The 13,760-nt window shown below is 53.2% G+C and carries 11 protein-coding genes; 3 read left to right on the top strand and 8 right to left on the bottom strand.

Going from position 1 to position 13,760, the window contains the following annotated elements:
* Positions 1–22: 22 nt before the first annotated feature.
* On the bottom strand, positions 23–1,042 hold the full coding sequence (locus EHSB41UT_RS22200) for an NHL repeat-containing protein (RefSeq protein ID WP_133060626.1): 1,020 nt from the start codon (positions 1,040–1,042) through the stop codon (positions 23–25).
* A 152-nt stretch (positions 1,043–1,194) separates the two neighbouring features.
* Here EHSB41UT_RS22200 and EHSB41UT_RS22195 point away from each other — a divergent pair, with 152 nt between their 5' ends.
* Positions 1,195–2,109 carry a LysR family transcriptional regulator gene (locus tag EHSB41UT_RS22195; RefSeq protein ID WP_087113058.1) on the top strand — a complete coding sequence of 305 codons (915 nt, stop codon included), beginning with the start codon at positions 1,195–1,197 and terminating at the stop codon, positions 2,107–2,109.
* On the opposite strand, the gene EHSB41UT_RS22190 is transcribed toward EHSB41UT_RS22195, so the two are convergent.
* The 3 genes from EHSB41UT_RS22190 to EHSB41UT_RS22180 form a co-directional block, all read right to left on the bottom strand.
* A complete protein-coding gene (locus EHSB41UT_RS22190; RefSeq protein ID WP_087113057.1) occupies positions 2,097–2,975 on the bottom strand; it encodes a radical SAM protein in 879 nt (292 codons plus the stop codon). The genes EHSB41UT_RS22195 and EHSB41UT_RS22190 overlap by 13 nt on opposite strands.
* Positions 2,976–3,150: 175 nt before the next feature.
* On the bottom strand, positions 3,151–5,661 hold the full coding sequence (locus EHSB41UT_RS22185; RefSeq protein WP_133060625.1) for a hypothetical protein: 2,511 nt from the start codon (positions 5,659–5,661) through the stop codon (positions 3,151–3,153).
* A gap of 106 nt (positions 5,662–5,767) precedes the next feature.
* On the bottom strand, positions 5,768–6,934 hold the full coding sequence (locus EHSB41UT_RS22180) for a MerR family transcriptional regulator (protein WP_087113055.1): 1,167 nt from the start codon (positions 6,932–6,934) through the stop codon (positions 5,768–5,770).
* Between the two features lie 113 nt (positions 6,935–7,047).
* Here EHSB41UT_RS22180 and EHSB41UT_RS22175 point away from each other — a divergent pair, with 113 nt between their 5' ends.
* Positions 7,048–7,533 (top strand): HPP family protein, encoded by a 486-nt coding sequence (locus EHSB41UT_RS22175; RefSeq protein WP_087113054.1) that lies wholly within the window; start codon positions 7,048–7,050, stop codon positions 7,531–7,533.
* Between the two features lie 30 nt (positions 7,534–7,563).
* On the opposite strand, the gene EHSB41UT_RS22170 is transcribed toward EHSB41UT_RS22175, so the two are convergent.
* The 3 genes from EHSB41UT_RS22170 to EHSB41UT_RS22160 form a co-directional block, all read right to left on the bottom strand.
* A complete protein-coding gene (locus tag EHSB41UT_RS22170) occupies positions 7,564–8,619 on the bottom strand; it encodes an alcohol dehydrogenase family protein (protein ID WP_087113053.1) in 1,056 nt (351 codons plus the stop codon).
* A 190-nt stretch (positions 8,620–8,809) separates the two neighbouring features.
* On the bottom strand, positions 8,810–9,622 hold the full coding sequence (locus tag EHSB41UT_RS22165; protein WP_087113052.1) for an SDR family NAD(P)-dependent oxidoreductase: 813 nt from the start codon (positions 9,620–9,622) through the stop codon (positions 8,810–8,812).
* 98 nt (positions 9,623–9,720) lie between these two features.
* Positions 9,721–10,644 carry a LysR family transcriptional regulator gene (locus EHSB41UT_RS22160; RefSeq protein ID WP_133060624.1) on the bottom strand — a complete coding sequence of 308 codons (924 nt, stop codon included), beginning with the start codon at positions 10,642–10,644 and terminating at the stop codon, positions 9,721–9,723.
* Between the two features lie 159 nt (positions 10,645–10,803).
* Here EHSB41UT_RS22160 and EHSB41UT_RS22155 point away from each other — a divergent pair, with 159 nt between their 5' ends.
* The gene (locus tag EHSB41UT_RS22155; protein ID WP_133060623.1) at positions 10,804–12,012 is read left to right on the top strand and encodes a multidrug effflux MFS transporter; all 1,209 of its coding nucleotides are present in this window, start codon (positions 10,804–10,806) and stop codon (positions 12,010–12,012) included.
* Here EHSB41UT_RS22155 and EHSB41UT_RS22150 read toward each other — a convergent pair.
* Positions 11,999–13,672 carry a long-chain fatty acid--CoA ligase gene (locus EHSB41UT_RS22150; protein WP_242667396.1) on the bottom strand — a complete coding sequence of 558 codons (1,674 nt, stop codon included), beginning with the start codon at positions 13,670–13,672 and terminating at the stop codon, positions 11,999–12,001. The genes EHSB41UT_RS22155 and EHSB41UT_RS22150 overlap by 14 nt on opposite strands.
* Positions 13,673–13,760 lie beyond the last annotated feature (88 nt).

Here is a 13,760-nt window from a genome sequence, read left to right as displayed (position 1 = left end):
TGAGGCTGGCTTTTTGTGGGGCTTACAGTGGAATGGCTGACAAAGTAAAGGGTTTTCCGGAAGAGCGGTTGACCATCTCATCGCTGTCAAACACTGCATCAAAGTTCATCACAATCAACTCATTGCCTCGCACAATAACCTCGGACGGTGCATCCAGATCGCCATTGGCACCGCCTGTGTCGGCATTCTGTGCCAGCGTTGTGACCATGCCACCCGGGTCGATGCTGAATACGGCATTCATAAACAGGTCGGCCATATAAAATCTTTGTCGTTTGGAGTCCCAGACAAAACCATCCGGTCCGATAAAACCCTGAGAGAAAATACTGTTGCCGGCTTTATTCTGTTGGTCATCAACGACTGTTTTGACAATGATGCCGTCTTCCATCACTCCGATGTAAAGGTTACCGTCATCGTCTATGGCAATGCCATTTGCACCAAACCCCAGTTTGCCATTGGAGACAAAACGATCAAACAGGTGAGGGTCACGATTGTCATTATTGGTATAGCGGGGAATCTTGATCGGAATCTGTGGGTCCAGCTCTGCAAGGTCGAACTGATAGAGCCCGCTGATCGTATATTCTCCGGTTTCGGCTTTCAGGATGGTTTCGGTGACATAAAGTTTGTCATCCCGCCAGGCCACACCATTAGGAAACATAAAGCCGGTGGCGACCACATCGGTTCCTGTCGCTTCTCCGTTTTCAACCGTGATGCGTAACAGCCGGGAGTTACCCTCACCCCCATCAAACCAGAGTTGCAGGTCGGCCACATAAAGGTGACCATCCGGGCCAAAAGCCAGTCCCATCGGCGCCGCTTTGCGGGTGCCTGAGAACATGTCGGCTTCGGTAAATCGGTACCATGTCGTTAAAGTATTATCGGGTGCAATCCTGCCAATACACGGCGCTTCAGCGGCTTCGCCGGCCTGTACCAGAATATCGTTATGGAGATTGGGGGAGGTGAAGTAGATATTCCCCTTGTCATCTTTGGCGGCACTGGCCGGAGAGTTGAACTGGTTGGGAAGGTCCATAAATAACGTAGCAGACATAACGACTCTCCCGAAAGCAGGGAATGTGAAAGTACTAGGGAAAATAGGGCAGGAGTGCGATAAACGGTATGCCATAATGGCAAAAACTGTTTTCACCTACGGCTTAAGCAGCCGTTCAGGCCAAGTGTCTTTCCGCCGGGATCAGAGATTTCGTGAACTTCGATCACCTCAAGTTATTTGTGCGGGTTGCCGCAACCAACAACATCAGTCGGGCCGGGCAGGAGTTGGGTTTATCGCCTGCCGTGGCCAGTTCCTATATCAACAAGCTTGAAGACGAATTGGGTGTTCGGCTTGTTCACCGCACTACCCGTCGTGTATCACTCACCGAGGAAGGTGCGGCCTTTGTTCCCTATGCCGATGAGGTGCTGGCCAGTGTTGAGCAGGCGGTGTCGGCCATCGGTGCCGGGCGCTGTTCGCCCAAGGGTATGTTACGGGTGACAGCGCCAGCGTCGTTTGGGCGCATGCACTTGGTTCCGGGCCTGAAGGGTTTTCTGGAGCGTTATCCCGAGCTGTCAGTGGATCTCAGCTTGAGCGACAGTATTGTTGATATTGTCGGGGGAGGCTTTGATCTGGCAATCCGGGATGCCACCTTGAAAGACTCCAGTCTGGTCGCGCGCTCGCTGGCGGCAGACAAGCGGATTATCTGTGCTTCTCCAGCGTATATCGAGCGCTATGGCAGACCCGAGCAGCCAATGGATTTAAAGCATCATCAGAGTGTTATTCTGACCGGGCTGGAAAACTGGTCATTCCAGACACCGCAGGGCGATATAACCGTCAAGGTGTCCGGGCGTATGCGCACAGACAATGGGGATGCCATGCGCGATGCCTCTGTGAATGGAATGGGGTTGTCTCTTAACTCAACCTGGAGTGTTTATCAGCACCTGCAGCAGGGGACTCTGGTGCAGGTGCTGGAAGATTATCCGTTGATCAGCGGCTCATCGATCTGGGCTGTTTACCCCAGCTCCCGACAGGTGTCGCCTAAAGTGAAAGCCTTTATCGATTACTATCGGGAGCTGTTTGGCGAGACGCCTTACTGGGACCGTGAGTTGAGTGCCTACCAGGCGTAGGTTTCGATCACTTCCTTTTTGGTGACCGGATTGTTGGCGATATGAAAGGCAATACGTTCACGGAAGGCGTTTCGGTTCTGTGGCAGCATACCGCGCATGGGTGAAATATTGTTGCCATGATCTCCCCAGTAATAGCAGGGAAAGTCTTCCAGATTGTCCAGCAGGTACTGCTCCTCTTCCAGCACCTGTAACGGCGACGGCATCAGGAAGCGCCCTGTACGAATATCGTCTTCCATTTCCGTGCCGGGCTGTATGGCCAGAGCCATGGGCGCGATTTCGTCAGGCTGTATCTCATTGAGCAACCGGGTGGTGGCTTCAATATGTTCCCGTGAACGCTCCCGGCCACCCAGGCCAAAGATAAAGGAAGCCAACACCCTGATGCCAGCTTCCCGGGCTTTGGCCATGCCTTCCTTGATACGATCATGAGTCATGCCGCGTTTATTAATCCGCTCAATAATCACCGGGTCGCCGGATTCCAGGCCGGTATACACCATGCACAGGCCGGCCGCCTTCAGGGCTTTGAGTTCGTCGACAGACTTACGACGAAGATCATTAAAGCCGGCGTACATGGCAATGTTCTCGATCTCTGGAAAGGTATCAGTGATCTTGTTCAGGATTTTCAGCAGCTTGTCAGTGGGTATCACCAGGACATTGCCGTCAATCAGAAACAGGGATTTCACTTCCGGGTAGTACCTACGCAAGCCCTCGATATCCTGAAATATTGCGTCCAGTTCACGAATGCTGAAGGTCTTGTCCCGGAACATGCTGCAAAACGTGCAGGTGTTCACCGAGCAGCCCAGCGTGACCTGTAGCAGCACACTTTCCGCTTCCGGCCATGGGCGGTAAATTTTGCCTTCGTAGCGCATCTCTGACTCCAAAAACAGCTCAGCCCCGGTTCAACGTGCAGTGATCGGGGCTGATGATTATGGAGAGTGATGCTATCAGCGGGGCAGGGCAGTGATAATCTGTGCGGTACTGAAATCAGTTTTTACTTTTCCAGAGAAATGGCAGGTCGGGCAGATTGTCAGTATTAGCCGGGAGTCATTGAGCCAGTGGCATACCGATTTTCTGTTGTCTTTGTCTCTTCATCAGCAGCCGTAAGCCTCTGGTGACCTTCCCGCCAAGACTCTGGGTTATGGTTTTTACCTGCTTCCTGCTTATCCGATCCAGTGACGTCAGCGTTCGTGTACGGTAGCGATGATGGGGCTGTCCCAGCTTGCGACAGGCTATTTCGTACACCATTTTGAGCCGGCGGAAATCTGCTCCCCTGTTTCTGGCTTTGCCAGCTCTGAGGATCGTCGTTTTGGCTATCCTCGCATCCAGTGCGCTCTGGCGTTCTGCCATAAACGGCCCGAGTCCGGCCTGGAGGCAGCTTTCCCTGTTAGCATTCAGGACGGTCATGGACTGGGTGTATTCCATGTACTCTGGCGGCAATGTTGAGAAACTGCGGATGGTCAGGTTGGGCTGATGTTTCGTCTGCTTCAGATAGCTCGAATACGGGACATTATCAAAATGGCTGCCGAACAGCTGCTCCGGAAGAGCCGTGTGGTCGGCCTGTTTATCTGCGACAGGGTTGCGGATCACCCATTCAAACAGCTCAGCGGGGGCGCGGGTGAAGGTTTCCGCGTCATGTGTTGCCATTGTCCGACAGTTGGACCGGTCATGTTGCCGTGCCGGTGTATAGATGTAGCAGTCAAAGTGATGATTACTGTCGCCTTGGATGATTTCGCGGATGATCTGATTCATTAGTCTGGCACTGTTGCTTACGTAGTCATCCGGAGCGAGGGTATCAATAATTATCAGAGTAAAGTGGGTGTCGGATTCCCGGCGAACAAACAGGTTGGAGCAGTGCGCGTGATTGATATGAAAGGCCATAGTCTCACCGATTGGCATGGCCACAATGGCAGGCCAGTTATCTGTGCCGCCATTACGAAAGTCCCAGTTGTGACTGTGATGCTCCACCATGATAAGCGAGGTCGCCGTTGCGTTCAGAAACAGGGGCGGAGTGAGCAGGTAACCACTCATATCATCCTTTGATTCTGTGAACTCCTGTGTCTGATTTCCCGTTATCGGATCGCAGGGCTCTCTGAGTTCACCGGTATATAGCGCAGTCAGCAGTTGGCTGAGCTGATATTGCTGGGTTTCAATCGTCATGTCCGATTCAAGGTGGGTAAAACCCTCATTGATTCCATAGAGGGCAAGAAGCAGGACATGCTGTTGGTCTGTTCTGGATATTTTTTTAAAGGCTTCGATCGCTTTCAGATCACGGTACCCGTGAGGGTGGTAATAATTGATCAGGGCGTTGGCAAGATATTGGAAGGCTTCCATTTGCCCAACGGGGCAGTCCTCTGGTGGTGTGGCAAATGTTTGCTGGATGAACTGCAGAACCGGTGTCATCAGAGCGGCTACTGCACTCTGAAACCGTTGCTGGTTTTCAATCGTCACACTTTCGGTGGGCAAATTTTGAGATGCATTTTCTACGGCATGACGAATCTGTTCGAGCGACCTTGAGAACAGGTTTTGTCCCAGCCCGTCACACTGTAAGTCCGCTAACGCAGGCAGGCCGTATGCAGCTATCAGATCGGAGAGGTTTTCATCAGGACGTTCTGTGCACTGCAGGGCTGAAGTGCCATCCCTCACTGAAACGACAGGTGCACTTTGATGATGACACTTTATCCAGTCTGCCAGAGTTTCAGGCTGGCGAAGAAAGCTGCTGAACAGATTGAGAGCAAACAGGTTTTGCAGGGAAGGGCTGAATGTACCTGTCTGTTGAGTAGACAGCAGCGGTCTTAGTTGATGACATTCCGGCTGATCGGGGTGCTGGAAGCCCTGCAGACATTCATCCAGTTTTTTCTGCAGCTTTTCCCGTCTTTCGGCTTGAGAGAAAGGCAGAATAACAACCTTAAAACAGTCTTTCTGCCAATAGGCCAAAAATACAAATAGTGGATTATAAATATCTGTTAAGCAGTAAACTTTACTATCCACACCGTCTCTGGCTTGCAGCCATTTAAGCTTCTGAGGGCAGGGGAACCACAAATCGTGCTGGTACCGGCTTGCGGGCAGTACCAGTGAAATGATCCGGTCAGAAATGGTTATACGATCTTCATCAGTCACCACGATTGGCTGGGGTATTGCGATCGTCTTGAGTGTTGCTTCACCACGAGTCTGCAGCTGCTGAAGTTGTGCTAAAGGGACGGAGGGAAAACGGTAGTACTGGAGATGACGTTCCGGTTGATAAAAGAAGGAAATGACCCTTCCGGTGAAAGCCAGACTTCTCTGCAAGGCTGATCGATCCGTCGTATTAGCGAGTGATTGAAAGCTGCTCTCCAGTGCCAGAGTAATATCCCGATCATGACAGCGTAGATTGTTGTTGCGTGTCCATACCGACAATGAAGACGTGAACAGTTGCCATCGCTGGCAATAGTCGCAGATCTCATTCAGCATCACTGCCGCCCGCCCCAGGTATTGACCAGTGCGTCTTGCCGGGGGATGTCCAGGCGCATTAAGACTGTGGGGCGGCGGCAATGTTGAGGTGGAAAGAAGCATAGCCATCCTCACTCTTGGGCAAAAAGTCGTTACCCGATAGAGTGTTTGGGCGACAGTAAATTTATGGAGCTGTCGGGGATGTTAGTTGATCTAACCGGATTATCAGTAACACTTACTTCTTCAGAATAAACATCTGGTAGCCGAACTCGGGCAGGTGATTTCTGTAGATGGCCAGCTCTTTGTCCAGATCTTTCAGGGCTTGAGAATGCTTACGCTCAGGGCGAATCTCCTCAACCCTTTGTGCCAGTGGCTGATAATAAGCGTGCCAGGCATCTTCGCTGACAGCGAAAGTGTCAACCAGCTGATAACCGGCACTCCTGGCCTGGCTGAGACGCTGTTCAACTGTCCCCATATCCGGATAACCACTTTCCCAGAAGGTCTTGCACTCTTCGGTCGGGGCGTCTGTTAGCCAGACCAGATCACTTAGTACCAATATTCCACCCGGTTGAAGCAGTGAGTGCCATGCTGTGAAGGCGTTCTCGACGCCCATGATGTAGGCGCTGGATTCACACCAGATCAGGTCGAAGCTTTCAGGTGCGAATGGCATATCGGTCATGCTGGTGCAGACGGTTTCAATGCGATCGGCAAGACCCGCTTCTAATGCCCGCTCTGATAACCGCAGCAGAGCAGATTCTTCATTATCCACAGCGGTGATGGCAGCGGATGTATGCTCTCCCAGCAAAGTAGTTGCGATACCCTTGCCGCAGCCAATCTCCAGTATCTTCTTTGGAGCATGGGGCACCATAGCCAGTGCTTTTAAAGTGTCTGCTTCCGAGCCCGGTCCCCAACGGTCCAGCGTGGCAAACACCGTCATAAAGTCAGCCATATATTGTTCGTGCTCGTTCATATCTTTTGATAACCATTTCAGGCGCAGGGCTTCCTTTTCGGCAAAACCCTGCCGGACCAACCATTCCCGATGCGCATCGGGAGCCACAGAATCAACTGACTGGTGCCAGCCTGACAGATCGCCTTCTCCGAGTAGAGCGGCAAGCAGTTGCCGGGAGGCCTGCTTGCGCTGGATTTCATCGTCCAGCTGCTGCAGACGGTTTTGCAGCAGGCTGCGATCAATCCGGGCATCAAGGCAGGCTTTACACTCTTTCAGGGTAAGACCACCCGCCAGCAGGTTCTGCACCAGTCGCAGACGCTGTACGTCATGGTCACTGTAGATACGGTAACCATTACTCTGCCGGCGCCCTTTAATCAGACCCTGCTTCTCGTAATAGAGCAGGGCCGTACGTGACAGACCCACCTGTTCTGCTAGTTCTGAAATACGGTACAACCGATAACCTCTTGTTCGGTTTGGCAATGGAGGCAGCTTAAACTATCAAGCTGTAGACAGGTCAAGCCGGATTCGCTCTGCTATAAACAACCAGGGCTTACTGAGTCAGGGTTATGAAAGAGAGTCGTTTACTTAAAGCTGTTATCTCGGCGGTAGGGGCTGCGCTGTGTATCTGGACACTGGCGGCCGTTGATCATTCGTTTTCCGGTAACTGGTTATTGATGGCTCCCTTCGGGGCGACCATGGTGTTGATTTTCGGTGTGCACCACAGTCCTCTGGCACAACCGAAAAATGTGGTCTTTGGCCATCTTATTACGGCGGCGGTTGGCTTGTTGTTTGTGAATACTCTGGCCGTCACACCACTCACTCTGGGTATTGCCGTCGGGTTTGGCCTGTTTCTGATGCTGTTGCTGGATGTGCCGCACCCGCCGGCCGGGGGCAATCCATTGCTATTGATGATGGGAGGGCATCATGACTGGATGTTTCTGTTGCATCCTGTCCTGCTGGGAAGTGTGGCGACTGTTATTCTGGCCACCTGTTATCACCGGCTGATTCCCGGTCATATCTATCCCTATAAAATGGAGGAACCCAAACTTTAGGCTTGAGTTCCTCCAGTGCTGAGGGGGATATTAATCCTCGACGGTCAGCACAATTTTGCCGGTGTGCTTTTTCTCCAGAAACAGCGACTGCGCCTCATTGATCTGTGCCAGTGGCAAACTGTGGGCAACCAGTGGGCGGATGTCGTTATTCTCGATGCGCTTGATCAGGTTCGGGAAGACCTCCGGCTCGAGCATGGTACAGCCGAAGAAGCTCAGGTCTTTCAGGTACAGCGTGCGGACATCCAGCTGGACATGGGGGCCGGCAATGGCACCCGCTACCGCATAACGCCCACCGGGCTTCAGCACCTCGAGCAGATCCGGCCAGCTGTCGCCGGCCACGAGATCAATCACCACTTCCACACTGTCCTTACCAAGTGCGGAAATCATATTTTCGGAACGGTCCACGGTACGGCTGGCACCCAGTGCCAGCAGTTCATCAGACTTGGCCGGGCTGGTCACGGCAATAACATTGGCACCACGGGCTTTTGCCAGCTGTACTGCCGCTGAGCCAACACCACCGGAGGCCCCGGTCACTAAAACAGTGTCGCCTGCTGCCACTCTGGCTTTGGTCAGCATATTTTCCGCTGTTGAGTAGGAGCAGGGGAAAGAGGCCAGTTCGGTATCCGTTAGTTGGCTGTGAATAGCATGAGCATGACGGGCGGCCACCTTGGTGTACTGGGCGAAGCCGCCATTGCACTCCGAGCCGAAGTACCAGAACCGTTCCAGAGGTTGACCGTCCGCTTCCCGCAGGCAGGGTTCAATCAGGACACGCTCACCGACGCGGCCAGCATCAATATTGCTGCCCACAGCAACAATCTCACCGCAGGCATCGGCACCCTGGATAAACGGAAACTCCAGAGCCTTACCGGCCCAGCTGGCATCATCGGCATCTGCACCGGACTTTGAGTACCAGCCAATCCGGGTGTTGATATCGGTATTGTTAACACCGGCGGCGCGTACGCGTATCAGTACTTCATCAGGGCCGGGAACAGGAACGGGCAGATCTGTGCGGTACTGCTGCTTGTCCATATCGCCATGGCCGGTCAGAACAACGCCAGCCATAACTGCAGGCAGAGAGACACTCATTGGAGAACTCCTTGTGAATACACGGGCGGGAAACCACTGTGAAGATAGACGGTTAGGCGTGTTTAACGTTTGTTCGGATAGTGAAGATTTTGCGGGCGGGTGTCTAGGTATTTTACTGTTATTTGTAGGTGTTTTTATGTGGGTTGATGTTGGGTGTAACATCAACCCGTTTTGCCGAATTGTGAGTAGTCTATGGCTGGGGCAGATTTTCCAGCATACGGTTCATCTCTTTCACCAGACCTTCACAGTGACCCTGATTCAGGGCTTCAGGATGGGGATCTGCAAAACGACCATTGTCGTTATCAAAGTAACGTCCGCTGGCCTGAGCAAACTCATCGGAAAGGGCAGCTTTAACCAGAATTTTGGCACCGATTGAAAGATCATGGCCTTCCATACCGTAGGCTTCCTTCACCATTTTACTGCCCAGGAAGGAGGCCGGGTTAACCGCCACAAGAACTGGTCCTCTGTCGCCCAACTCCCGGGCCAGGGCATTATTCCACATGGTCAGAGCCAGCTTGCTTTGGGCGTAGGCCAGGCTGTCACCCAGATCAACCGCACCGGTGAAGGCGCCCATATTGACGGGCGACTGGGCCGCTGACGACAGGTTAATGACCCGGCTGCTGTGATCAAGTCGGTCAAGCAACAGGCGAGTCAGCAGATAAGGCGCGAAGGTATTCACGGCAAAGTGTATTTCCAGACCTTCGGATGTACGGCTTTCCAGAGTTCGGAATACGCCCGCGTTGTTGATCAGCACATCAAGATGCTCAAAGGTGCTTTTGACCTGATTTGCCAGTGTGTGCACCTCACTCATCAGTGACAGATCGGCTTTGACGCACTCAATACGGCCAGCACTGCTGATCGATTCAACAACACTGCGCGCCTGCTCAAGTTTGCTGGTGCTGCGTCCGTGCAGAAGAATATTGTGGCCCAGGGCTGCCAGCATTTTTGCTGTTTCCAGCCCGATACCATCGGTTGAACCGGTAATCAGAATATTTTTAGACATGGGTCCCGTAACCACTATCCATGATAAGCAGACATCAAAGATTAGAGTCTCTGCAAGGTTTTGAGAACCATCAATAACGGGTAAACAGTTTCTGCGTTTTATGGATAAAGGGCAGGGCGGCAGATAAAGCTGCGCAGCCATTGGTGTGCAGGATCCTGATGGTGACGCTGGTGCCAGTACACTTCATAGCTCACCTGAGGCAGCGTGATTGGTACGGGCAAAATGGTGACGTCATAGTGTCTGGAGGCATAGTCGGCCCAGGGGCGGGTGCAGACCAGTGCAAGCTCACTGTTTTCGCACACACCGGTCGCACTGTGGAAATCATTCACGGCAACCACTATCTCCCGCTTCAGCTGCAGTTTGTGCAGGGTTTGATCGACGATGGAGCTGTTGCTGATCAGGTCTTCCATGCCGACATGACGCAGGTTCAGCCAGGTCTGCAGGTTCCAGGGTTCTTTCAGGCAAGGATGATTGTTGCGGACCAGACAGACCAGAGTGTTGGGATGAAGGGCGCTGCTATGCAGACCTGCAATGCGATCCTGGCCGCAGTCCAGATCATCCGGCAGCACCAGAATGTCCATTTGACCGTTCGTCAGTTGCGCCATATCGCTGCGGGCAAAGTTCTTGATGTTCAGTTTCACCCCTGGTGCCTGAGTGAGTATCTGGTTCAGGGATTGCTGGAAAAAATTCTGGGTGATGGATTCTGGCAGGGCGATATGAAAGTGGCGCTGGCACTCCGCCGGCTGAAAGGTGTGGGGCTGCACAATGTCCCACAGACCTTCCAACAGAGGGTGGAGTTGCTCCTGCATAATCAGCGCCCGCTCGGTCGGGAGTAAGCCGTGGGCTGTGCGGGTAAATAACGGATCACTGCAAAGCTCTCGCAAGCGCGCCAGCATTTTACTGACCGCCGACTGGCTCAAGTTAAGCCGCTCAGCCGTTAGCGTGACACTGCGGGTTTCCAGCAGTACCTGCAGGCAGACCAGCAGATTGAGGTTGATACGGGAGAGTTCCAGCAAAGACATAACAACACCGTTGTATACCGGAGCAAAAAGATATTCCTTCTGGGAAAGAAGGTGATGAAAAGATATCACTTCTGTTCATGATTCAACAGAACGACAATAGCCCACCATTTCAGCCTCTGCATTCGTTGGAGGCAATGTCGTACAAAGAAAGGTGTGTGGGTGTCTTCTAAAAATATTCCTGTAATGGCTGTCATCTTTGCGCTGGTGGTGTTGAGTCCGCTGGCGATTGACGTTTATCTGCCCGCCCTTCCCGAGATGACCCGTTTCTTCTCTGCGCAAGCTGCCCAGATGCAGATGACCATCTCTCTGTTCATGATCAGTATGGGTCTGGGACAGTTGGTAGCCGGACCTTTGTCTGACCGGTTTGGCCGCAGAGCTTCGGCAATGGCAGGTCTGTCCCTTTATATGGTCGGCAGCCTGGTGGCGATAAGTGCGGAATCTTTGACTGTGCTGTATCTGGCCCGTGTTCTTCAGGGTATGGGTTCAGCCAGCTGTTCCGTAACGGCATTCGCCTGGGTGCGGGATCACTTTGACGCTCGCGAGTCCGGTAAGTGGATTAGTTATATGGGCGGAATGATCGGAACCATTCCAACTCTGGCCCCGTTGCTGGGTAGCTTCCTGAGCATTGCCTTCGGCTGGCAGGCGAACTTTGTCTTTATGGCTGCGCTGGGCGGACTGATTCTGCTATGTGCTGCCATGCTGATGGAAAAGGGAGCACCGAAGCGTGACCTGGGGCAACAGCATGAACACCAGGCCAAGAGTCACCTTCTGCAGGACTTGTCGTCTATTCTCGGCAACCGTCAGTTCCTGATCTATGCCCTGACCGGCATGCTGACCATGGGCGGGATTCTCTCCTACGCCATCAGTGCACCTTACGTGGCTATGGATATGGCCGGTCTGGGTGAACTGGGCTTTGCTCTGGCCTTTGGTGCTATCGGTCTGCTGCAGCTGCTGGGCAGTGTGTTTGCGCCACGGGTTGTCAGCCATATCGGTCGTCGCAAAACCATTATGGCTGGCGCGGCCCTGTCTGTGGCTGGCAGCTGTGCTTTGCTGATGGTTCCAATCACTGCACCGCTTTGGTACTTCGCTGCCGCTGGTATCGGTGCTATCGGTTTTAACCTGATCTTCGGTACTGCGTCCGGCCTGACTCTGGAACCCTTCAAGCATTGTGCCGGTCTGGCAGCAGCGATTGATGGCTGCATGCGTATTGCCGGCGGTGGTCTGGTCGTTATGCTGATCCGCCTGCCAGAACTGGGTATCTTTGCCACCGCCGCACTGGGTTATGCGTTACTGGGTATCTCTCTGCTGCTGGTATTCTGGGAGCATCGGACGCGTAGTACTGAGTGTGGTGAGGCTAAGCTGGCCTGATACTTTCTGACTGTGCCAACAGCTGCTCCAGCTCATTGCGAAGCTGCGACTTTTTAACCTTGCCGGTTGCGGTATGGGGCAGCTCTTCAACAAACACGATCCGGTCCGGATGCATCCAGTCTGGCAGTTTGTTCTGATACCACTCGCCCAGTTCTTTAGCACTGGGCGAGTCTTTGGTTTTTCGGACGGCAACCAGCAAAGGCCGTTCCTGCCATTGTTCATCCGGGCAGGCAATCACGGCAGCTTCAACAATATCCGGATGTCCCATCGCCAGATTCTCCAGCTCAATCGAGCTGATCCATTCACCACCGGATTTGATCACATCCTTGGCCCGGTCAGTGATCTGCAGGTAGCCATCTTCATCAATAGTGCCGATATCGCCGGTATCCAGCCAGCCATCACCATCATGGGTGGGAGGGTGATCCTCACTGTCCAGCCCTTCATTGCGGTAGTAGCCGCTACAGGTGGCGTAACCCCGCACGAACAGTCGTCCCGGATCGGTGCCATTCTGTTCCACCGGAAGCCCATCGTCGTCTTTGAGTCGCATCTCAAGACCAAACACAGAGCGCCCCTGCTTGCGCAGCAAATCAAGGCTGTTGTCTGTATCTAAATCCGGCCGGAAGGCCGCCATATTCATGGTGCCCAACGGGCTGAGTTCAGTCATGCCCCACAGGTGGATGGTGCGCACGCCATAACGATTGAGCAGAATTTCCATAATATGACGAGGGCAGGCTGTGCCACCGGTATAGATACGCTGAAGGCTGTCGATGCGTTTGCCGCTTTCTTCCAGATAGTGCACCAGTGCCAGCCAGATAGTGGGTACACCAAAGGCGACAGTGACCTGCTCCTCTTCAATCAGTCGTTGCAGCAGCTCGCCATTGCCCATGTGCGGACCGGGGAGCACCAGTCGGGCGCCAGCCAGAGTGGCTGTGTACGGCACGCCCCAAGCGTTGACATGAAACATCGGCACCACCGGCATAACCGTATCGGCGCTGGTCAGGCCGACAACTCCGGCCTGATTGCACATCAGAGTATGCAGTACCGTGCTGCGATGACTGTAGAGCACACCTTTGGGATGTCCGGTGGTGCCGGAGGTATAACACAGTGAACTGGCGGTAGTTTCCGGGAAGTCTGGCCAGATAAAACTATCACTGGTGTTGAGCAGCAGCGTCTCGTAATCCAGCGCATCAGGAAGGGCCGTTGGCTGGATGTTTTCACTATCAGAGAGAACGATCACGCCTTTTAAGCGGGGGAGTGATGGCAGCAGCTTTTCAATCAGAGGCACGAAGTCGGGTGCGGTAAACAGCCAGCGGTCATCGGCATGATTGATGATGTAATGGATCTGCTCTTCGGAGAGCCGAGGGTTGATGGTATGGCATACGGCACCGGAGCAGGCGACCGCAAAATAGATTTCAACATGCCGGTGGTCGTTCCATGCCAGAGTCGCAATCCGGTCACTGGCTTGAACACCCAGCTCCTGAAGGGCATTGGCCAGATGCCGGCAACGTTTGAAGATATCTGTATAGCTCTTGTTATCCAGCTGCCCACTGGGCATCACTGACAGAATTTCCTGAGCAGGCCAATGCTGTTCGGCATAAACCAGAATATCCCTGATCAACAGGGGCGCATCCATCATAATTCCGTTCATATAATCAGGCATGGTCGTATTCTGTCAGAGAAAATGTGGCTAAGAATGACAGCAAAAAAGTAGACGTGAGGGCATTAAAAACAAGGCGTTAACGTCGTTT

It is taken from the genome of Parendozoicomonas haliclonae, assembly GCF_900174585.1.
In the GTDB taxonomy this organism is placed as follows: domain Bacteria; phylum Pseudomonadota; class Gammaproteobacteria; order Pseudomonadales; family Endozoicomonadaceae; genus Sansalvadorimonas; species Sansalvadorimonas haliclonae.
This window is presented reverse-complemented; position numbering and strand designations above follow the sequence as displayed.

Excerpts from the sequence above, each read along its gene's own strand:
- EHSB41UT_RS22165 (WP_087113052.1), bottom strand. The coding sequence starts at position 9,622 with ATGTCTAAAAATATTCTGATTACCGGTTCAACCGATGGTATCGGGCTG.
- EHSB41UT_RS22160 (WP_133060624.1), bottom strand. The coding sequence starts at position 10,644 with ATGTCTTTGCTGGAACTCTCCCGTATCAACCTCAATCTGCTGGTCTGC.
- EHSB41UT_RS22150 (WP_242667396.1), bottom strand. The coding sequence starts at position 13,672 with ATGCCTGATTATATGAACGGAATTATGATGGATGCGCCCCTGTTGATC.
- EHSB41UT_RS22190 (WP_087113057.1), bottom strand. The coding sequence starts at position 2,975 with ATGCGCTACGAAGGCAAAATTTACCGCCCATGGCCGGAAGCGGAAAGT.
- EHSB41UT_RS22200 (WP_133060626.1), bottom strand. The coding sequence starts at position 1,042 with ATGTCTGCTACGTTATTTATGGACCTTCCCAACCAGTTCAACTCTCCG.
- EHSB41UT_RS22185 (WP_133060625.1), bottom strand. The coding sequence starts at position 5,661 with ATGGCTATGCTTCTTTCCACCTCAACATTGCCGCCGCCCCACAGTCTT.
- EHSB41UT_RS22175 (WP_087113054.1), top strand. The coding sequence starts at position 7,048 with ATGAAAGAGAGTCGTTTACTTAAAGCTGTTATCTCGGCGGTAGGGGCT.
- EHSB41UT_RS22170 (WP_087113053.1), bottom strand. The coding sequence starts at position 8,619 with ATGAGTGTCTCTCTGCCTGCAGTTATGGCTGGCGTTGTTCTGACCGGC.